This window comes from Rhizobium sp. 01L419 (assembly GCF_056400025.1).
The window spans coordinates 67,284-86,727 of record NZ_JBFTSM010000005.1 but is presented as its reverse complement, the minus strand read 5'-3'; the positions used below and the strand labels follow the sequence as shown (position 1 = coordinate 86,727).

At 60.2% G+C, this 19,444-nt stretch carries 17 protein-coding genes, 2 tRNA genes and 1 riboswitch; of the genes, 14 read left to right on the top strand and 5 right to left on the bottom strand.

Features of this window, described 5'->3' with window-relative positions:
• Nucleotides 1–2: 2 nt before the first annotated feature.
• The gene (gene pstA / locus AC1DUP_RS12085) at nt 3–860 is read left to right on the top strand and encodes a phosphate ABC transporter permease PstA (RefSeq protein ID WP_477832761.1); all 858 of its coding nucleotides are present in this window, start codon (nt 3–5) and stop codon (nt 858–860) included.
• Entirely contained in the window at nt 860–1,669 is an 810-nt protein-coding gene (pstB, locus tag AC1DUP_RS12080) for a phosphate ABC transporter ATP-binding protein PstB (protein ID WP_477832760.1), read from the top strand. The genes pstA and pstB overlap by 1 nt, the downstream gene beginning before the upstream one ends.
• Before the next feature lie 83 nt (nt 1,670–1,752).
• Here pstB and AC1DUP_RS12075 read toward each other — a convergent pair whose 3' ends face one another.
• On the bottom strand, nt 1,753–2,997 hold the full coding sequence (locus AC1DUP_RS12075; protein WP_477832759.1) for a cytochrome P450: 1,245 nt from the start codon (nt 2,995–2,997) through the stop codon (nt 1,753–1,755).
• A gap of 145 nt (nt 2,998–3,142) precedes the next feature.
• Nucleotides 3,143–4,396, bottom strand: a complete 1,254-nt coding sequence (locus AC1DUP_RS12070; protein WP_113301222.1) for a GGDEF domain-containing protein — start codon at nt 4,394–4,396, stop codon at nt 3,143–3,145.
• 382 nt (nt 4,397–4,778) lie between these two features.
• Between AC1DUP_RS12070 and clpP the strand changes: the two genes are divergently transcribed.
• The 6 genes from clpP (at nt 4,779) to AC1DUP_RS12040 (ending at nt 13,961) form a co-directional block, all read left to right on the top strand.
• Entirely contained in the window at nt 4,779–5,408 is a 630-nt protein-coding gene (gene clpP / locus AC1DUP_RS12065) for an ATP-dependent Clp endopeptidase proteolytic subunit ClpP (protein WP_113301223.1), read from the top strand.
• Between the two features lie 305 nt (nt 5,409–5,713).
• Complete coding sequence (clpX, locus tag AC1DUP_RS12060; RefSeq protein WP_113301224.1) at nt 5,714–6,991, top strand: ATP-dependent Clp protease ATP-binding subunit ClpX; 1,278 nt, start codon at nt 5,714–5,716, stop codon at nt 6,989–6,991.
• 404 nt (nt 6,992–7,395) lie between these two features.
• Entirely contained in the window at nt 7,396–9,813 is a 2,418-nt protein-coding gene (gene lon / locus AC1DUP_RS12055; protein WP_113301225.1) for an endopeptidase La, read from the top strand.
• A 208-nt stretch (nt 9,814–10,021) separates the two neighbouring features.
• Complete coding sequence (gene hupB / locus AC1DUP_RS12050) at nt 10,022–10,297, top strand: DNA-binding protein HupB (protein WP_003558438.1); 276 nt, start codon at nt 10,022–10,024, stop codon at nt 10,295–10,297.
• A gap of 121 nt (nt 10,298–10,418) precedes the next feature.
• Nucleotides 10,419–10,571: riboswitch (FMN riboswitch) on the top strand.
• A 184-nt stretch (nt 10,572–10,755) separates the two neighbouring features.
• A complete protein-coding gene (locus AC1DUP_RS12045; RefSeq protein ID WP_477832758.1) occupies nt 10,756–11,664 on the top strand; it encodes a DMT family transporter in 909 nt (302 codons plus the stop codon).
• A 95-nt stretch (nt 11,665–11,759) separates the two neighbouring features.
• Nucleotides 11,760–13,961, top strand: coding sequence for an esterase-like activity of phytase family protein (locus tag AC1DUP_RS12040; protein WP_113301285.1), 2,202 nt, complete (start codon nt 11,760–11,762; stop codon nt 13,959–13,961).
• Between the two features lie 84 nt (nt 13,962–14,045).
• Here the strand turns inward: AC1DUP_RS12040 and AC1DUP_RS12035 are convergent, their stop codons facing one another.
• Nucleotides 14,046–14,945, bottom strand: a complete 900-nt coding sequence (locus tag AC1DUP_RS12035; protein ID WP_477832757.1) for a LysR family transcriptional regulator — start codon at nt 14,943–14,945, stop codon at nt 14,046–14,048.
• 104 nt (nt 14,946–15,049) lie between these two features.
• Between AC1DUP_RS12035 and AC1DUP_RS12030 the strand changes: the two genes are divergently transcribed.
• Nucleotides 15,050–16,039 (top strand): zinc-dependent alcohol dehydrogenase family protein, encoded by a 990-nt coding sequence (locus AC1DUP_RS12030; protein WP_477832756.1) that lies wholly within the window; start codon nt 15,050–15,052, stop codon nt 16,037–16,039.
• 71 nt (nt 16,040–16,110) lie between these two features.
• Here the strand turns inward: AC1DUP_RS12030 and AC1DUP_RS12025 are convergent, their stop codons facing one another.
• A complete protein-coding gene (locus tag AC1DUP_RS12025) occupies nt 16,111–17,097 on the bottom strand; it encodes an aldo/keto reductase (protein ID WP_113510521.1) in 987 nt (328 codons plus the stop codon).
• Between the two features lie 149 nt (nt 17,098–17,246).
• On the opposite strand from AC1DUP_RS12025, the gene AC1DUP_RS12020 reads away from it, so the two are divergent.
• Nucleotides 17,247–17,648 (top strand): (R)-mandelonitrile lyase, encoded by a 402-nt coding sequence (locus AC1DUP_RS12020; RefSeq protein ID WP_477832755.1) that lies wholly within the window; start codon nt 17,247–17,249, stop codon nt 17,646–17,648.
• A gap of 88 nt (nt 17,649–17,736) precedes the next feature.
• Here AC1DUP_RS12020 and AC1DUP_RS12015 read toward each other — a convergent pair whose 3' ends face one another.
• Nucleotides 17,737–17,910, bottom strand: coding sequence for a hypothetical protein (locus AC1DUP_RS12015; RefSeq protein ID WP_477832754.1), 174 nt, complete (start codon nt 17,908–17,910; stop codon nt 17,737–17,739).
• Between the two features lie 114 nt (nt 17,911–18,024).
• Between AC1DUP_RS12015 and AC1DUP_RS12010 the strand changes: the two genes are divergently transcribed.
• From AC1DUP_RS12010 to AC1DUP_RS11995, 4 genes are all read left to right on the top strand, one after another.
• Nucleotides 18,025–18,101, top strand: a tRNA-Asp gene (locus AC1DUP_RS12010).
• A gap of 71 nt (nt 18,102–18,172) precedes the next feature.
• Nucleotides 18,173–18,249, top strand: a tRNA-Asp gene (locus AC1DUP_RS12005).
• A 248-nt stretch (nt 18,250–18,497) separates the two neighbouring features.
• Nucleotides 18,498–18,863 carry an NADH-quinone oxidoreductase subunit A gene (locus AC1DUP_RS12000; RefSeq protein WP_008521906.1) on the top strand — a complete coding sequence of 122 codons (366 nt, stop codon included), beginning with the start codon at nt 18,498–18,500 and terminating at the stop codon, nt 18,861–18,863.
• A complete protein-coding gene (locus tag AC1DUP_RS11995) occupies nt 18,854–19,438 on the top strand; it encodes a NuoB/complex I 20 kDa subunit family protein (RefSeq protein ID WP_113310752.1) in 585 nt (194 codons plus the stop codon). Before AC1DUP_RS12000 ends, AC1DUP_RS11995 begins: the two co-directional genes overlap by 10 nt.
• Nucleotides 19,439–19,444: the final 6 nt, after the last annotated feature.

Here is a 19,444-nt window from a genome sequence, read left to right as displayed (position 1 = left end):
TCGTGGCCACCTATTCGGGTTCCCTCTACCGTCGCCGCCAGATCGGCAGCACGATCGCGCTGACGCTTTGCGGCCTGGCGACCATGCTCGGCCTGGTCTTCCTGGTGTGGATCCTCTGGACGACGCTGATCCACGGCCTGTCCGCCATGAGCCCCAGCCTTCTTACGGAAATGACGCCGCCGCCCGGCGAGGACGGCGGCGGTCTCGCCAATGCCTTCATGGGCAGCCTGCTGATGGTCGTTCTGGCCGTTATCATCGGCACGCCGATCGGCGTGCTGGCCGGCACCTACCTGTCGGAATTCGCGCGCGGCAAGAAACTCGGCGAGGCCATCCGATTCGTCAACGACATCCTGCTCTCGGCGCCGTCAATCATCATCGGTCTGTTCGTATATGAAGTGGTCGTCCGCCCGACGTCACGCTTCTCGGGTTTCGCAGGCGGCATCGCGCTCGCCTTCATCTTCCTGCCGGTCGTGGTGCGCACGACCGACGAGATGCTGCGGCTGGTTCCCGACGTCATGCGTGAGGCAGCCCTTTCGCTCGGCATCCCGCGCTGGAAGGTCACGGTCAATGTCCTCTATCGCGCCGCCTCCACGGGCATCCTCACCGGGATCCTGCTCGCCATCGCCCGCATTTCGGGCGAAACCGCGCCGCTCCTCTTCACCGCTCTGAACAACCAGTATTGGAGCTTGGACATGTCCCAGCCGATGGCGAACATTCCGGTCGTCATCTTCCAGTTCGCCATGAGCCCCTATGAGCAATGGCAGAATCTTGCATGGGCCGGTGCCTTCGTGATGACGGCCGTCGTTCTAATCCTGAGCGTCGTATCGCGCTCCGTCCTGAACCGAAAAGGTGGGAAATGATGCTTCAGTCCCCAGACACTTTCGACACCACCAGCACGTCGGGAAAGCCGATGGCCAAAGACAAGATCTCCCTCGAGAAAGTCAATTTCTATTACGGCGATTCTCATGCGATCAAGGATGTGAGCCTGAGCTTCCCGGAACGTCAGGTCTCCGCCCTGATCGGTCCCTCCGGCTGCGGCAAGTCCACGCTGCTGCGCATCCTGAACCGCATCTACATGCTGTATCCGAAGATGCGCGCCAGCGGCTCGATCAAGCTTGACGGGAAGAACATTCTCGACCCGAGCTTCTCGATGAACGAGCTGCGCGCCCGCGTCGGCATGGTGTTCCAGAAGCCTGTGCCGTTTCCGATGTCGATCTATGACAACATCGCTTATGGTATTCGCCACCATGAGCGCCTCAACAAGGCCGACATGGACGTCCGCGTCGAGCAGGCGCTCCGGCAGGCTGCCCTCTGGGATGAGGTTAAGGACAAGCTGAAGGGCAGCGGCCTTGGCCTTTCCGGCGGCCAGCAGCAGCGTCTCTGCATCGCCCGCGGCGTGGCGCTGCGCCCGGAAGTCCTGCTTCTCGATGAGCCGACCTCGGCCCTTGACCCGATCTCGACCGCCAAGGTCGAAGAGCTGGTCGCGCAGTTGAAGGGCGAGTTCACGATCGTCATCGTCACCCACAACATGCAGCAGGCAAGCCGTATCTCCGACAACACCGCCTTCATGTATCTGGGTGAGCTGATCGAATACGGCCCGACCGCGCAGATCTTCCAATCGCCGAAGGTCAAGCGCACGGAAGACTACATCACCGGCCGTTACGGCTGATACGACATTCTTTTGCTGAAAAGGACGGACGGCGTGCGATGAGCATGCCGGCCGTTTTCAGTCCCTGATATCAGAAAGATGGCTTAGCAGACGAGATCCAGGCGATCGAGGCCGTGGAAGTGGTAAACGTCCTTGACGACGGGCGTCTTCGCAAGCTTGAGCCCCGGCAGGCGCCTGAAAAGGATCGGAAGCACGACATTGAGCTCCAGCCGCGCCAGCGGTGCGCCGATGCAGAAATGGATGCCGGCGCCGAAGGACAGATTGGGCGCCTCGTTGCGGTCGGGCGTGAACGTGAGGGGATCGGAAAACTTCGCCGGATCGAGATTGGCGGCGGCGAGGAGCATGCTGACCTTGTCGCCTCGCTTGAACTCTACGCCGTCGATCTCGGCGGGCTCGAGCGCCCAGCGCTGGAAGATGTGGACAGGCGCGCAGATGCGCAGCGTCTCCTCCACCGTCCGCTCGGTGGCGGCCTCGTCGCGGAAGAGATCGGCGGGATCGTAGCCGCTATCCAGAATGATGCGCACCGAATTGCCGATCTGGTGGACCGTCGCCTCATGGCCGGCATTGAGCAGCACGATGGTCGTCGAAACGAGCTCGTCTTCCGTCAGGTACTGGCCCTTGTGTTCAGTATGGATCATGTGCGTCAGCAGGTCGTCACGCGGCTCTGCCCGGCGCTCGGCAATGACCGTCTTCACGTAATCGGAAAATTCTCTGGCAGCCTGCTCGGCGGCATCCTCGTCCGCACGGGTGCGGCCGAACATATACATGCGCACATAGGCATGCGACCATTTCAGCAGCTGCGGCCCCATCTCCTCGGGAATGCCGATCATGCGGGCGATCATCGTCACCGGGATGATATCGGCAAAGGCCGAAAGAAGCTCGACTTCGCCCTTGTCGGCAAAGCCGTCGATCAGTCTATTTGCGAGCTCTTCCAGCTCCGGCTTCATCTTCTCGACATGGCGAGACACGAAGGCGCGGTTGACGAGGGTACGCAGCCGCGTGTGTTCCGGCGGCTCCAGCTCCAGCAGCGAATAGCGTTCGGCGAGATCGAAGGCGGCGATATGCGGCTCCGGTTCGGGCAGGCCAAGCTCCTCGCGGCTGGCAATATGCAGGATCTGCCGGCCGAAGCGGCGGTCGCGCAGCAGTCCGTTCACATGATCATAGCCGGTGACGAACCACTGCTTCTGCTGTTCCCAATAGAAGGTGGGACAATGGGCATGAAGCGCGGCATAGACCGTGTTCGGATCGCTGTAGAAGGCTGGGTCGCTGCCATCGAGCGACACGCGGCGGGTTGCTGGATCGATCTTGAGGAAGGGCGGTATCATCATGGGCAGAGGCTTAGCGGATTTGCCTTGCCTCGAAAAGATGGTCGCTTGAAGCAGTTCGAGCAAAACTGTGCAGCGGTTTTGCGTCCGGAATTGCGTAAAAACAAAAGGCTAGAGCTTTTCCGTTGCTTGAAGAAGCGGAAATGCTCTAGCCGGCGCGAGAGAGCACACCCATGCGGCGCAGTGCTTCCACCTGATCGTCGACGGTCGGCACGAGTTCGCCTGCATTGGTGTTCGGTTCGCCAGGCGCTGGTGCTGCAGCCTCCTCCTCGCCAAAGACGACCGTGCAGTTGCGGCCGGCAGCCTTCGCCGAATAGAGCGCTCGGTCGGCGGCCGACACCAGCCGGTCGATATTGGCCTCGATCGCCGAGGATAGTGCGATGCCGACGCTGACGGTGGCGGGAACCAGTGCCTCGCCCGTGTTGACCGGCAGGCGGCAGAATTCGGCGCGGATCGATTCCGCCAGCGCTTCTGCTTCGGTCTGGTCTCGGACGGTGACGAAGGCTGCGAATTCCTCGCCGCCCATGCGGCCGAAGATATTGTTGGGGATATATTGGCGGGCAAGGCGGGCAAAGGCGGTCAGGACAGCATCGCCCGACTGATGGCCGAAGCGGTCGTTGACGCGCTTGAAATGGTCGAGGTCGAAGAGGATGACGCCGACCTGATGCTGATCGTCATGCGCCTTCTCCTGGATCTTGCCGAAATAGCCGAGCAGGCCGCGGCGGTTCAGTACGCCCGTCAGCGAATCCGTGAGCGTCAGGAGGCGCAGGTGGCGTTCCGAGCGCTCCATGATGAGGCGGCAGGTGAGCGCGAAGGCGATGGTGAGCAGGAAGGCGCTGGCCATGGCGGCCGCGCCGCTGAAATTCGTCGCTTCCCCATCCGAAGGGAGAATAAGCGCCATTGCCAGCGCCACGCCGAAGCAGAGGAAGGCCTGCAGCACGAAGATCGCCATCAGCTTGATGCGGGTACGCTCGCGATGGATGTCGCCGGCGGCGACCGCCATGGCAAGCGCAGTGGCGCCAGTCGCAGAGGAGAGATTGTAGAGAATGACGCGGTTGGAATAATCCTCGTTGATCCATGGAAGGAAAACGCCCGCAAGCCAGATTGCCGGCGGCAGCAGCGCCCACCATTCCATCTTCTTGCGGTCGAGCGCCAGGAAGCCGGCGACCCAGGCGCTCTGGCCGAGCAGGGCAATGGCATTGCCGATTTCGATGGAAAGCAGGTCGGGGATTCCGCCGCGGGCCGCAACGAGCGCAAAGCCGATGCCGCTGAACAGGAAGCCGAGCGCCCAATAAAGGTAGGCGCCGCTCTTCTGGTTGTGGCGCCAGGCCACGCACAGAACCAGAGCGAGCGTAAGGGCTTCGGAGCACCAGATGGACAGACCTGTAGTGACATTGAACACGGCATCAACCCCTTGAGTGTTGGCCGCATCCTTGCCGAAGAAGCTCGCTGTTTGATTAATGGCACAAATCTGGGACCGGCAATTTCGGCGATATCTGCCGATAAGCTTTCCGCCCGGTAAATGTCTGTGAGTTCAGTCGAATGCGGTAAGCCTTCCTTCATCCTGTCACAGAGAAAAACTGTGAGAGGCAAAGGTAAGGCCTCGCCGTTAACAGGCGTTTGGGAGAAACGGGATAGTGAAATGCCAAAGCCATATGCCGCGCACCCTTCTTAACGTTATCCTTATGCGTGTCTTGAAGAGGGGGGCGGGGACACTCTATGTAGGGACAAGGCATTTTTCTTTGATTCCCGGCTTTCGCCGGAAAGACGTTAAAAGGACGCACATGAGAAACCCAGTCGATACCGCTATGGCACTCGTGCCGATGGTTGTGGAACAGACCAATCGCGGTGAACGCTCCTACGACATCTATTCCCGCCTGCTCAAGGAACGCATCATCTTCCTGACAGGCCCTGTCGAGGATCATATGGCGACGCTCGTCTGCGCCCAGCTTCTCTTCCTCGAGGCCGAAAACCCGAAGAAGGAAATCGCGCTCTACATCAATTCGCCGGGCGGCGTCGTTACTGCGGGCATGGCGATCTACGACACCATGCAGTTCATCAAGCCGGCTGTCTCGACGCTTTGCATCGGCCAGGCCGCTTCCATGGGCTCGCTGCTTCTGGCCGCCGGCCACAAGGACATGCGTTTCGCCACGCCGAATTCCCGCATCATGGTTCATCAGCCCTCGGGCGGTTTCCAGGGCCAGGCTTCGGACATCGAACGCCATGCCCGCGACATCATCAAGATGAAGCGCCGCCTCAACGAGGTCTACGTGAAGCACACGGGCCGTACCCTCGAAGAAGTTGAAAAGACACTCGACCGTGACCATTTCATGGATGCGGACGAGGCCCAGACCTGGGGCGTCATCGACAAGGTTCTGACATCGCGCGTCGAAATGGAAGGCGAGCAGGCCTAGTAATTAATAGGGATGGTGTTTTCGCCGCCACAGTTCTATCCCATTTGTGATTGAACAAGGGGTTTCATCTGGCGGCGGAGACGCTAATAGTAACTATTAATGCTATGTTGAATTTTTATGACATAGCATTCGGCATTCGAAGGGGAATTCGTTGCCGCCGGTACCCGGACATGATTGATTGGGCCCGGTTCGTACCCCCTGAAGCCCTTGTCGGCAGGAACTCCGGGTAGGGAGTGCTGCCAGGGAGCTGATTGAGTGGACCGCGATTTCGCGTTCGAAATGCGGCGTGCTGGAAGGAAAGTGATATGAGCAAGGTCAGCGGCAGCAACGGCGGCGACAGTAAGAACACCCTCTATTGTTCTTTCTGCGGAAAGAGCCAGCATGAAGTCCGGAAGCTTATTGCCGGACCGACCGTGTTCATCTGCGATGAATGCGTCGAATTGTGCATGGACATCATCCGCGAGGAGAACAAGTCCTCGATGGTCAAGTCCCGTGACGGCGTTCCCACGCCCCAGGACATCATCAAGGTTCTCGACGAATATGTCATCGGCCAGCGTCAGGCGAAGAAGATCCTGTCGGTCGCCGTTCACAATCACTACAAGCGTCTCGCGCACGCCTCCAAGAACGGCGATGTCGAACTGGCGAAGTCGAACATCATGCTGGTCGGCCCTACCGGCTGCGGCAAGACCTATCTTGCCCAGACGCTCGCCCGGATCATCGACGTTCCCTTCACGATGGCCGACGCGACCACGCTGACGGAAGCCGGCTATGTCGGCGAAGACGTCGAAAACATCATTCTGAAGCTTCTTCAGGCTGCGGATTACAATGTCGAGCGCGCCCAGCGCGGCATCGTCTACATCGACGAAGTCGACAAGATCTCCCGCAAGTCCGACAACCCGTCCATAACCCGCGACGTGTCGGGTGAGGGCGTGCAGCAGGCGCTTCTGAAGATCATGGAAGGCACGGTTGCTTCCGTACCGCCGCAGGGCGGCCGCAAGCATCCGCAGCAGGAGTTCCTGCAGGTCGACACGACGAACATCCTGTTCATCTGCGGCGGCGCCTTCGCTGGTCTCGACAAGATCATTTCGGCCCGTGGCGAGAAGACCTCGATCGGCTTCGGCGCGAGTGTCAAGGCGCAGGACGACCGCCGCGTCGGCGAAGTGCTGCGCGAACTGGAGCCGGAAGATCTGGTCAAGTTCGGCCTCATCCCGGAATTCATCGGCCGTCTGCCGGTCCTGGCAACGCTGGAAGACCTCGATGAGGATGCGCTGATCCAGATCCTGTCCGAGCCGAAAAACGCGCTCATCAAGCAGTATCAGCGCTTGTTCGAGATGGAAGACGTAGAGCTGAGCTTCCACGAGGATGCGCTGCGCGAAATCGCCCGCAAGGCGATTGTCCGCAAGACTGGCGCCCGCGGCCTGCGGTCGATCATGGAAAAGATCCTGCTCGACACGATGTTCGAATTGCCGGCGCTGGAAGGCGTGCGGGAAGTCGTCATCTCCGAGGAGGTCGCACGCGGCTCGGCTCGTCCGCTCTATATCTACGCCGACCGCCAGGACGAGAAGGCAAACGTTTCGGCCTGAAGCTTGAATTGAGAACCGTTATTTTAAGGGGCTTGCCTTGTGCAGGCCCCTTTCTATTTGAAAACAGGTGCCACGCCCTGATAATAGTTGCGGGCAAGGTTGAAAACAGCCGTTGCCGATGTTGCGCAAACGATGACCCTTGGCAATGATGCTGTGATTCCGTAGCGTGTTGCTGGCGTTGTTATTTTAGGCGGATCGGAAATGGTAAGCGTCGCTCCAGTCAGGCGCTTCATTGTGGTGGCGTTCCGGTGTAATAAAGCTGTCACAACCGTGGAACGCGGGCGTTAACGTGGCTTGAAAAGCGTAGTCAGAACCTCCACTTGTAACAATAAGTGAGAGTGCCGGCCGGTTCCCAAGCGGCCGCGCCAAAGAGCCCGGTAACGGGACGATGGAAAGGAATAAAAATGACGAAGAAAACGTCTGTAGCGAGCAGCACCGCCTATCCTGTTCTGCCTCTGCGCGACATCGTGGTTTTCCCCCATATGATCGTGCCGCTGTTCGTCGGGCGGGAAAAGTCTATCCGCGCGCTCGAAGAGGTCATGGGTTCCGACAAGCAGATCATGCTGGTCACCCAGATCAACGCCAGCGACGACGATCCGGACCCGTCTGCGATCCACCGCGTTGGTACGGTCGCGAATGTGCTGCAACTCTTGAAGCTGCCTGACGGCACCGTCAAGGTTTTGGTCGAAGGCCGCGCCCGCGCCGAGATCGACAGCTACACAGGCCGCGAAGATTTCTACGAGGCCCTTGGCCATGTGCTCGAAGAGCCGCATGACGATCCGGTCGAGCTGGAAGCGCTCTCCCGCTCCGTCGTGTCGGAATTCGAGAGCTACGTGAAGCTCAACAAGAAGATTTCGCCCGAGGTTGTCGGTGCGGCCAGCCAGATCGACGACTATTCCAAGCTCGCCGATACGGTCGCCTCGCATCTGTCGATCAAGATCACCGAGAAGCAGGAGATGCTGGAAACCACCAGCGTCAAGGGCCGCCTCGAAAAGGCCCTCGGCTTCATGGAAGGCGAGATCTCGGTCCTGCAGGTCGAAAAGCGCATCCGCTCTCGCGTCAAGCGTCAGATGGAGAAGACCCAGCGCGAATACTATCTGAATGAGCAGATGAAGGCGATCCAGAAGGAACTCGGCGATGGCGAGGAAGGCCGCGACGAGATGAGCGAACTGGAAGAGCGCATCGCCAAGACGAAGCTCTCCAAGGAAGCCCGTGAGAAGGCTGACGCTGAACTGAAGAAGCTGCGCCAGATGAGCCCGATGTCGGCTGAAGCCACCGTCGTGCGCAATTATCTGGACTGGCTGCTCGGTATACCCTGGGGCAAGAAGTCGAAAATCAAGTCCGATCTCAATAATGCCGAGAAGATCCTCGAAGCCGATCACTTCGGTCTCGACAAGGTCAAGGAGCGCATCGTCGAGTATCTGGCGGTTCAGGCTCGCGCTACCAAGATCAAGGGCCCGATCCTGTGCCTCGTCGGCCCTCCGGGTGTCGGCAAGACCTCGCTTGCCCAGTCGATCGCCAAGGCGACCGGCCGCGAGTACATTCGCATGGCTCTCGGCGGCGTTCGTGACGAAGCTGAAATCCGCGGTCACCGCCGTACCTATATCGGCTCGATGCCCGGCAAGGTCATCCAGTCGATGAAGAAGGCGAAGAAGTCGAACCCACTCTTCCTTCTGGATGAGATCGACAAGCTTGGCCAGGACTATCGCGGCGATCCGTCTTCGGCTCTGCTCGAGGTGCTGGACCCGGCTCAGAACTCGACCTTCATGGACCACTACCTGGAAGTCGAATACGACCTGTCTGACGTGATGTTCATCACCACGGCGAATACGCTGAACATTCCGGCTCCGCTGATGGACCGCATGGAAGTCATCCGTATCGCCGGCTACACCGAAGACGAAAAGCGCGAGATCGCCAAGCGGCACCTGCTGCCGAAGGCCATCAAGGAACATGCGCTGCAGCCGGACGAATTCTCGGTCAGCGACGATGCCCTGATGGCGATCAGCCAGCAGTACACCCGCGAAGCCGGTGTCCGTAACTTCGAACGCGAACTGATGAAGCTCGCCCGCAAGGCGGTCACCGAGATCATCAAGGGCAAGACGAAGGCGGTTCATGTCACGGCAGCAAATATCGACGACTATCTCGGCGTTCCGCGCTTCCGCCACGGCGAAGCCGAACGCGAAGATCAGGTTGGTGTTGTCACGGGTCTTGCCTGGACGGAAGTCGGCGGCGAACTGCTGACGATCGAAGGCGTCATGATGCCCGGCAAGGGCCGCATGACCGTCACCGGCAACCTGAAGGAAGTGATGAAGGAATCGATCTCGGCAGCGGCATCTTATGTCCGCTCGCGCGCCGTCGATTTCGGCATCGAGCCGCCGCGCTTCGACAAGAGCGACATTCACGTGCACGTGCCGGAAGGCGCGACGCCGAAGGATGGTCCGTCGGCCGGTGTCGCCATGGCAACCGCGATCGTCTCGATCATGACTGGCATTCCGGTCAACAAGGATGTGGCAATGACGGGTGAAATCACCCTGCGCGGTCGCATTTTGCCGATCGGCGGCCTGAAGGAAAAGCTGCTCGCTGCACTTCGCGGCGGCATCAAGAAGGTACTGATTCCGGAAGAGAATGCCAAGGATCTGGCCGAGATTCCGGACAATGTGAAGAACAACATGGAGATCATTCCGGTCTCCCGCATGGGCGAAGTGATCAAGCATGCGCTGCTGCGTCGTCCCGAGCCGATCGAGTGGGATGGCACGGTGGAAACGCCCGTCATTGCGACGGTCGAAGGGCTTGATGATGCAGGTGCGACCATAGCTCATTGAGCCTTGGCCGCCACATTTATGCCCAATTGTTACAAATCTTGAAAAAGGCCGGCGGTAACGCCGGCCTTTTTTTGTGAAAACGTCATGTAGGCGCTTGCTTTTCCTTGATTTGCAGGGTTTTTGGGTTCCCGGCGGGCCTGATGAAAGCGATTTCTGCGCCTAGCTTACAGATTGAGTTGTTTCAAACCATAGAGAAAGGGGTGGAAACATGAACAAGAATGAACTCGTGTCCGCAGTAGCCGAAAAGGCTGGACTCACGAAGTCTGACGCAGCATCTGCCGTCGACGCAGTTTTTGATGTTGTGCAGGCTGAACTGAAGAACAAGGGCGACATCCGTCTTGCTGGCTTCGGCAGCTTCACGGTTTCTCATCGCGCTGCCACGAAAGGTCGCAACCCGTCGACCGGCGCCGAAGTCGACATCCCGGCACGCAACGTGCCGAAGTTCACGCCCGGCAAGGGCCTGAAGGACGCCGTCAACGGCTGATACGAGATTGTCCGCTGGCCGTAAACGAGAACGGCCGTGCAGGATTTTGAGGGGGTTCGGCATCGCCGGACCCCTTTTTGTTTTCGCCGCTTGCGGCACTCGGTACTTTGTCTTACGACGACAATGTTCTCAGGGCGGGGTGAAAGTCCCCACCGGCGGTAAGGGCTAAGGCCTGAGCCCGCGAGCGCCTTCTCAAGCCTCTGCTTGGAAAGGGTCAGCAGATCCGGTGTGATTCCGGAGCCGACGGTTAAAGTCCGGATGAAAGAGAATGAGCATGGCCGCGCGCGGGCAGGGATCTGCAGGCGTCTGCGTGCCGTCGCCTCATGCGTCCTGATTTATGTTTGGTCTCCTGCATAATTCCCCAACTCGGAATCGATTTAGGGGCGAAATTATGCAGCAATTCAAAGTTCGACAGCGTCCTTTGCGCGTCTGAAAAGACGCGCGGCGCTGTAGTCCGGATGGAAGACATGAATCAGAATTCCCTTGCAGCCTCGCATTCCCGCGCCGTTGCCGGTGCAGCCTTCATGGTGCTTGGAGGCGTCGTCTTCTCGCTCCTCAATGTCGTCACCCAGTGGCTCACGATGACGCTTGCCTTCCCGGCGACTTCCACAGCCTTCTGGCAATACGGCTTCGCCTTTCTTTTTTCGTTGCCCTTCCTGCGCAAGGTCGGTCTTTCCGCCATGCGCACGGACTATCCCTGGCGGCATGTCGTGCGCGTCGTCTTTGCCGCGCTCGGCGTCGAGGCCTGGGTTTCCGGCCTTGCCTCGGTGCCGATCTGGCAGGCGATCGCGCTCGTCATGACCTCGCCCTTCTTCATCATTCTCGGCGCGCGCCTGTTCCTCGGCGAACGGGTCGGACCTGCTCGCTGGATGGCGACGGGAACAGGCTTTGTCGGAGCGATGATCATCCTTCAGCCTTGGTCGGACAGCTTCACCTGGGCGGCACTTCTGCCTGTTATCTCGGCCCTGCTTTGGGGCGCCTCCTCGCTCATCACCAAGAGCCTGACCGGCATCGAGAAGCCGGAGACGATCACCGTCTGGCTGCTGGTGCTGCTGACGCCGATCAATGGCGGCCTGGCGCTCGCAGCGGGCTTCGCAGTGCCGACGGGCGCAGCGCTTGCGCTTTTCCTTCTGGCAGGCCTCCTGACGGTCGTGGCGCAATATCTGCTGACCCTTGCCTATGCGAGTGCCGACGCCGCCTATGTGCAGCCCTTCGATGACCTGAAGCTGCCGTTGAACGTGCTCGCGGGTTGGCTTTTCTTCGGCTATGCGCCGGCTGGTTATCTGTGGCTCGGGGCAGCGCTCATTCTCGCCGCGTCGCTCTTCATCATGCGCATCGAGATGCTTCGCGAACGGCAGGCGGCCTGACGCGAACTGTACAAATGTCGCAGGCTGTCATGTGTCTGTCATGGCAGTCCCGCAAAAAACCTCTGTTCGATTTTTTCGGCATTGGGGGATTTTCAATGACATCGTCTTCGCGCAAGGCAGCGATTGCTGCCGTGCTTTTCGCGTCCGTTGCCTTCCCGGCAGCGGCTGAGCCGGTTTTCAACCGCATCGCCTCTTTCCCGGTCGCGACCAACCTGCCGGCCGACAAGGACAAGCTTTCGACCACCTCGGCCGAAATCATCACCGCCTCGCAGGATGGCAACACGCTGATCTACAGCGATAGCCCGCTCGGCGCGATCGGCTTCATCGACATCACAGATGCCAAGGCACCCAAGGCCGGCGGCGCGCTGATGATGGACGGCGAGCCGACCTCGGTCACATCAGCAGCCGGCAAGGCGCTCGTCGCAGTCAACACCAGCGAGAGCAAGCAGAAGCCGTCCGGTCGTCTGGCGATCGTCGATATCGCCAGCAAGAAGATCGACGCGACCTGCGATCTCGGCGGTCAGCCTGATTCGATCGCCCTCAACAAGGACAGGACGCTCGGCACCATTGCCATCGAAAATGAGCGCGACGAAGAGGTCAACGACGGCAAGATCCCGCAGATGCCGGCTGGCGACCTCGTCGTCTTCCAGGTCAAGACCGACGGCACCGTCGATTGCGGCACGATCAAGCATGTCGCCCTGACCGGTCTCACAGGCGTTGCCCCGGAAGATCCGGAGCCGGAATTCGTTGCCTTCAACAGCCAGAACGAAATTGCGCTCACGCTGCAGGAAAACAACGAGATCATCATTCTCGACGGCACGACCGGCACGGTGAAGACACACTTCACCGCCGGCAGCACCGATCTTTCGGGCATCGACACCAAGCGTGACGGCGCCTTGAAGTTCACCGGCGAGAAGAAGGGCGTCCTGCGCGAGCCGGACGCCGTGAAGTGGCTGGACGACAACCGTCTCGTCGTCGCCAACGAAGGCGACTATGAAGGCGGCTCGCGCGGCTTCACCATCTTCGACAAGACCGGCAAGGTTCTCTACGAATCGGGTAGCTCTTTCGAGCGCGCCGTAGCGGCCCTCGGCCATTATCCGGAAAGCCGCTCCTCGTCGAAGGGCGTCGAACCGGAGGGTCTCGAAGCCGCCAAGTTCGGCGATGACAATCTGTTCTTCGTGCTCGCCGAGCGCGCTTCCGTCGTCGGCGTCTACAAGGATACGGGTGCTGATCCGGAACTGCTGCAGATTTTGCCGTCAGGCATTTCCCCGGAAGGCGCGATTGCCATTCCGCAGCGTAACCTGTTTGCCACCGCCAACGAACTCGACCTCGGCAAAGATGGGGGCACGCGTTCGCACGTCATGATCTATGAGCGCGGCGAAGGCGAAAAGGCCTATCCGCACATCGTCTCCGCCGAGAAAGACGGCAACCCGATCGGCTTTGCAGCCCTTTCGGGACTCGCCGCCGTCCCGGGCAAGCCGGGCATGCTCTACGCCGTCAGCGACAGCGTCCTGGGCTCGCAGCCGACGATCTACACGATCGATGCCACCAAGAAGCCGGCCGTCATCACCGATGCACTTGTCGTCAAGCGTGACGGTGCTCCGGCTCAGAAGCTCGATATCGAAGGCATCGCTGTTGCTGCCGACGGTTCCTTCTGGCTGGCTTCGGAAGGCTATACCGAGCGTCTCGTGCCGCACGCCCTCTACAACGTGACCGCCAAGGGCGACATCAAGACCGAGATCGCCCTGCCGAAGGAACTGCTCGCCAACGAAATCCGCTATGGCTTCGAAGGTGTAACGATCATCGGCACTGGCGACGATGCAACGCTCTGGATGGCCGTTCAGCGCGAGTGGAACGACGATCAGAAGGGCTTCGTGAAGCTTCTCTCCTATAACCCGAAGAAGAAGGAATGGGGCGGCGTTCGCTACCCGCTCGACAAGAGCGAAGGCGGCTGGGTCGGCCTCTCCGAAATTACCGCCCAGGGCGACAGCGTCTACATCATCGAACGCGACAACCTCGTCGGCGATGCAGCCAAGCTGAAGAAGCTCTACAAGGTCGCAATCTCCGACCTGAAGCCGGGCAAGCTCGGCGGCGAACTGCCTGTCGTCAAGAAAACGGAAGCCCATGACTTCATCGGCGACCTGAAGTCGGCCACCAACGGCTATGTTCTCGACAAGCTGGAAGGCTTCGCCTTCGACGCATCGGGCAAGGCCTTTGCCGTGACCGACAACGACGGCGTCAGCGATTCTTCGGGCGAGACCCTCTTCTTCCCGGTCAACCTGACCGCCACGAACTGAGTTCGCATTTCCACGAGATGGAAAGGCCGGGTTTTCGCCCGGCCTTTTTTCTTTGGTCCAATCGTGTCGGGCGATCTGGCGTGCCTAGGTCATGAATCTGGGAAGGGCAGCCGCCAAGGCGTCGACGGCAAGGCGGACTTTGAGCGGCAAATGCGGTGTCTGTAGCCAAAGGGCATGGCAGTCGTAGAGAAACGCCGGCTGCTCCGACAGCAGCACGTCGAGCGTTCCTGCCTGTACGCGGTCGCGAATCAGCCAATAGGGTAGCCAGGCAAGCCCCATGCCGGCCACCGCCGCGTCGGCAATCGCATCGAGATCATCGAGCCGCAGCCGGCTGTTCGGCCGGATTTCCAGGGGAGGGTGGTCGATGCGCGGAAAGAGCCAGGGGCGAAAGCGAGCCGAGCGCGCGTAAATTATCGCGTCATGCCTGCCGAGATCCTCCAGTTGCTGCGGCCTGCCGTGTACCTCGAGATAGGCCCGCGAGGCGCAGACCACCATGCGCTGACGCGCCAGGCGACGAGCGATGACGTGCGACCGGTCCTCGAGTTCTCCGGTGCGGATCGCGAGATCATAGCCGTCTTCTGCAAGATCGACGATGGGATCGCCGAGCGACAGGTTGAGTTCTAGATTTGGATATCGCCGGGCGAGTTCGAGCAGAACCGGGAGCACGCAGTGCCGGCCGAAATGCGCTGGCATGGCGACACGCAGCTTTCCGCAGGGTTCGGAAAGGTGATCGATTGCGAGTGCGTCTGCCGCCTCCGTCTCGGCAAGGATCATCCGGCAGCGTTCGTAATAGGCACGCCCAAAATCCGTCAGGCTCTGGCGGCGCGTCGTGCGATTCAGCAAGCTGACACCCAGCCGCTCCTCTAGAAACCGAATGTGCTTGCCGACCATCGGCCCGGACAGGCCAAGCGCGGTCGCCGCTGCGGCAAAGGAGCCGAGATCGACGGCCTTCACAAAAACGGTCATGCTGGTGAGGCGATCCATATTACAAACTCATGGTTTCTTCTGTCTTGCTCTTCGGCCAATTTATCTTCAACTGCTCAGTCGTCATAGCTCATTCGTTTCAATCGTTTTGGAGTTGATGGCAAATGGCACGCATAATCCGCTTTCACGAACTCGGCGGTCCCGAGGTTCTTCGCATTGAACATGTTGATGTGACACCACCCGGGCCGGGGCAGGTTCAAATCCGGGTCAAGGCGCTGGGCATCAACAGGGCCGAGGCGCTGCTGCGGTCCGGCGCCTACATCGAGATGGCACCTCTGCCGTCTGGCCTGGGTCTGGAGGCGGCCGGCATCGTCGAAGCGGTAGGCGAGGGCGTGGAGAGTGTTGCGCCGGGTGACGGCGTCAGCATCATTCCGCCGACCTCCATGGTGCGCACGCCCGCTTATGGTGAACTCGTCACATTCAACGCCGAATCCGTCGTCAGGCATCCGCCGTCTCTCTCCTGGGTGACGGCGGCCGCGACCTGGATGCAGTATCTCACCGCCTATGGCGCGCTCATCGATATTGCTCGGCTGCAGAAGGGGGATTTCATTGCGGTTACTGCGGCATCGAGCAGCGTGGGGATTGCCGCGATCCAGATCGCCAACATGGTGGGCGCCACGCCGATCGCGATCACCAGGACCGGGAAAAAACGTCAGTCACTACAGGATGTCGGTGCTGCGCATGTGATTGCAGCGCAGGAAGAGGATCTTGAGGCAAGGCTGAGTGAAATCGCCGGGGCGGAAGGCGTCCGCGTCGTCTTCGATGCCGTGGCAGGCCCGATCTTCGAACCGCTGACGGCAGCAATGTCCTTGGGCGGCATTCTGATCGAATATGGTGGACTGAGCACGGCGCCAACACCTTTTCCGCTGCCCGCCGTACTCGGCAAATTCCTGACGCTGCGGGGCTATCTCGTTCATGAGATCACGCGCGATCCGGCCCGACTGGAAGCGGCAAAGCACTTCATACTGGAAGGGCTCGAATCCGGGGCTCTCGAACCCGTCATAGCGAGGACATTCCCCTTCGAGCAGATCGTCGAGGCGCATCGCTTCCTGGAATCGAACGAGCAGTTCGGCAAGATTGTCCTGACGGTTTGATCCGGTTCGCGCCGAACGAATATCTCAGGCCCGGCCGATTCAGCCGGTCGGGCCTGAAGAGCAGTCAGTGCCTACCAGCGCTGATGCACATGCGGTGCGATCAGACGCTCGTAGATCTCGCGCGTCGCGGCCATGACATCGGCAGAGAGCGGCGCAAGATCGGCAGCGCCTGCGTTCGCCTTGGCCTGCTCGGCATTGCGTGCACCAGGGATGACGACGGTGACGGCTTCCGCCATCAGGATCCAGCGCAGCGCAAAGGCGGCCATGCTGGCACCTGCCGGCACAAGCTTGCGCACTTCCTCGACTGCCTGCAGGCCGACCTCGAAAGGCACGCCCGAGAAGGTCTCACCGACATCGAAGGCCTCGCCGTTGCGGTTGAAGTTGCGATGGTCATCGCTTGCGAACTTCGTGTCGCGGGTGATCTTGCCGGAGAGCAGGCCGCTTGCAAGCGGCACACGCGCGATGATCGCCACGTTCTTGCGGCGGGCCTCGCCGAAGAACAGGTGATCCGGGCGCTGGCGGAAGATGTTGTAGATGATCTGGATGCTGACGACGCCGGGATATTCGATCGCCTTCAACGCTTCCTCGACCTTTTCGACACTGACGCCGTAGCCCCGGATCTTGCCGGCTTTCTGCAACTCGTCCAGACCTGCGAAGACTTCGGGACGGTAGAGCACCTCCGTCGGCGGGCAGTGAAGCTGCACGAGGTCGAGGCTGTCCACCTGCAGGTTTTTCAGGCTGCGGTCGATGAAACCTTCCAGATTGGCTTTGGTGTAGCCCTCAGTGACGTGCGGATTGAGACGGCGGCCGGCCTTGGTCGCGACCATTGGACGTTCACCGCCCCGCGCCTTCAGCACGTCGGCGATGATCTTTTCGGAGCGGCCGTCGCCATAGACGTCGGCGGTATCGATGAAGGTCATGCCTGCGTCGAGCGCGGCATTCAGAGCGGCGCGGCCGTCCGCTTCGCTGACATCGCCCCAGGAGCCACCGATCTGCCAGGCGCCGAAGCCGACATCAGTGACGGTGAAGGGCAGGCGGCCGAAAACATGATGTTTCATGGAAATCCTCCGTTCGTGATGAAAGGCCTTCGCAGTAGCAGCCGCCGGGTGGGGCGGCAATTGCCGATGCCGCTTGGATCGCCTGCTGCGATCAAATATCCTTGTCCACGACGGCCTAAACCGCAGACGACGGAAGAACAGGAAAGATCATGGATATCAAGACCGCGGGCTCACGCCCCTCCACAAAAGGCCAGGCCGATTATTTCACCGGCTCCGTCCGCCTCGATCCGCTCGTCGAGGCGCCGGAGCCGGCGCGCGTGCGGGCATCTCACGTAACCTTCGAGCCTGGCGCGCGCACCGCCTGGCATACCCATCCCCTGGGTCAGACGCTGATCGTTACGTCAGGCAGAGGTCTCGCCCAGACATGGGGTGGGGAAATCAGGGAAATCCGCCCGGGTGATGTCGTGTGGTTCCCACCGGGCGAGAAGCATTGGCATGGCGCAAGCCCCGAGAGCGCGATGAGCCATATCGCCATCCAGGAGGCATTGAATGGCAGCGTTGCGGACTGGCTAGAGCAGGTCAGCAACGAAGAATATGTCGGCAAGGCCTGATGTGCGGTTAGCCTCTAAGAGACACGTGCATGCTATCCGGACATCCGTTTCGGATATTTGTCGCAGGAGAGGAGGGTGTTTCAGGCGCCTAAGCCCACATCCGCGCTGACTGATTGTGGAAAACGCGGCGCAGCGGATCAGCGTGAGGGGTGACACGGAACGCATGGCCAAGCGCTTCGGCGGCAAGCTCGTGCGGGCAAAGCGGAATTGCCGACTTGCCGGGGATCGGGGCAACTTTCCGAAACAATTTCAGGACTGTCATGGTTTTGTCTCCAAACCTGCTTGACACTAAAAGGCGAACCCCTTAGTTAGCCGCTCATCCCAACGGCCAGCCCGTTCGGAGAGGGTGCTCAGGCACCGGATTGCTTGAAAGAATGCGGGTGTAGCTCAGTCGGTTAGAGTGCCGGCCTGTCACGCCGGAGGTCGCGGGTTCGAGCCCCGTCACTCGCGCCATTTCAAGCAGGCGGCAAATCGTCGCCTCTGTCCGGTTTCGTGGTATCTTCACGGTCCGAAAGGTCCAATGCGCGGGTGTAGCTCAGTCGGTTAGAGTGCCGGCCTGTCACGCCGGAGGTCGCGGGTTCGAGCCCCGTCACTCGCGCCATTTTCTTCCTGAAAGCCATGCAGTTTCCGAGGGTCAGCCATGCGGCCTTCCGCAACTTTTACGGATTTGTCGCGACATCGTTGCATCTGCTTGATAATGTCCTTCTCACGCTGTTCGAATAGCTTCTGTAAAAGTCTTGCGCCGGGGCTCCGGCTGCGCTAACCACGGCTTGTTGCAACGCACGTTCGCTTGCCGGGCATTTGCCCAGTTGCGCCGCCAGGCGCCGCCCGCAAGCAGGGATGAACATGATGACTGAACTGCTCAGTTCTTATATTCCGATCGCTATTTTCATCGGCATCGCGCTCGTAATTGGCCTGGCGCTTCTCATTGCGCCGTTTGCCGTTGCCTTCAAGGCGCCCGATTCGGAAAAGCTTTCGGCTTACGAATGCGGCTTCAACGCATTCGACGACGCTCGTATGAAGTTCGATATCCGCTTCTACCTCGTGTCGATTCTCTTCATCATCTTCGACCTTGAGGTCGCCTTCCTCTTTCCGTGGGCCGTTTCCTTCGGCGCCATCGGCTGGTTCGGCTTCTGGTCCATGATGGTCTTCCTCCTCGTGCTGACCATCGGCTTTATCTATGAATGGAAGAAGGGAGCCCTGGAATGGGAGTAGCCCCCGCTGGCAATCAGACGCTTGTCGCGCAGCAGCCGAAGGGGATCATCGATCCCTCGACCGGTAAGCCGATCGGCAGCAACGACGCATTCTTCGGTGAGATCAACAATGAGCTCGCCGACAAGGGCTTCCTCGTCACCTCGACCGATGAGCTGATCAACTGGGCTCGTACCGGCTCGCTGATGTGGATGACCTTCGGTCTCGCATGCTGCGCCGTCGAGATGATGCAGCTCTCCATGCCGCGTTACGACGTCGAGCGCTTCGGTTTTGCGCCGCGCGCCTCGCCGCGCCAGTCGGACGTCATGATCGTCGCCGGCACGTTGACCAACAAGATGGCCCCCGCGCTCCGCAAGGTCTACGACCAGATGCCCGAGCCGCGTTACGTTATCTCGATGGGCTCCTGCGCCAATGGCGGCGGCTACTATCACTATTCCTATTCTGTGGTTCGTGGTTGCGACCGCGTCGTGCCGATCGACATCTACGTGCCGGGCTGTCCCCCCACGGCGGAAGCACTGCTTTACGGCGTGCTGCTGCTGCAGAAGAAGATCCGCCGCACCGGCACGATCGAACGCTAAGGGCAA

What these genes read in the sequence shown, in the direction of transcription:
- AC1DUP_RS12020 (WP_477832755.1), top strand. Translation starts at nt 17,247, where the DNA reads ATGGATATCAAGACCGCGGGCTCACGCCCCTCCACAAAAGGCCAGGCC.
- clpP (WP_113301223.1), top strand. Translation starts at nt 4,779, where the DNA reads ATGAGAAACCCAGTCGATACCGCTATGGCACTCGTGCCGATGGTTGTG.
- AC1DUP_RS12075 (WP_477832759.1), bottom strand. Translation starts at nt 2,997, where the DNA reads ATGATGATACCGCCCTTCCTCAAGATCGATCCAGCAACCCGCCGCGTG.
- AC1DUP_RS12025 (WP_113510521.1), bottom strand. Translation starts at nt 17,097, where the DNA reads ATGAAACATCATGTTTTCGGCCGCCTGCCCTTCACCGTCACTGATGTC.
- AC1DUP_RS12015 (WP_477832754.1), bottom strand. Translation starts at nt 17,910, where the DNA reads ATGACAGTCCTGAAATTGTTTCGGAAAGTTGCCCCGATCCCCGGCAAG.
- pstB (WP_477832760.1), top strand. Translation starts at nt 860, where the DNA reads ATGCTTCAGTCCCCAGACACTTTCGACACCACCAGCACGTCGGGAAAG.
- AC1DUP_RS12035 (WP_477832757.1), bottom strand. Translation starts at nt 14,945, where the DNA reads ATGGATCGCCTCACCAGCATGACCGTTTTTGTGAAGGCCGTCGATCTC.
- hupB (WP_003558438.1), top strand. Translation starts at nt 10,022, where the DNA reads ATGAACAAGAATGAACTCGTGTCCGCAGTAGCCGAAAAGGCTGGACTC.
- AC1DUP_RS12000 (WP_008521906.1), top strand. Translation starts at nt 18,498, where the DNA reads ATGACTGAACTGCTCAGTTCTTATATTCCGATCGCTATTTTCATCGGC.
- AC1DUP_RS11995 (WP_113310752.1), top strand. Translation starts at nt 18,854, where the DNA reads ATGGGAGTAGCCCCCGCTGGCAATCAGACGCTTGTCGCGCAGCAGCCG.
- AC1DUP_RS12030 (WP_477832756.1), top strand. Translation starts at nt 15,050, where the DNA reads ATGGCACGCATAATCCGCTTTCACGAACTCGGCGGTCCCGAGGTTCTT.
- clpX (WP_113301224.1), top strand. Translation starts at nt 5,714, where the DNA reads ATGAGCAAGGTCAGCGGCAGCAACGGCGGCGACAGTAAGAACACCCTC.
- lon (WP_113301225.1), top strand. Translation starts at nt 7,396, where the DNA reads ATGACGAAGAAAACGTCTGTAGCGAGCAGCACCGCCTATCCTGTTCTG.
- AC1DUP_RS12040 (WP_113301285.1), top strand. Translation starts at nt 11,760, where the DNA reads ATGACATCGTCTTCGCGCAAGGCAGCGATTGCTGCCGTGCTTTTCGCG.
- AC1DUP_RS12045 (WP_477832758.1), top strand. Translation starts at nt 10,756, where the DNA reads ATGGAAGACATGAATCAGAATTCCCTTGCAGCCTCGCATTCCCGCGCC.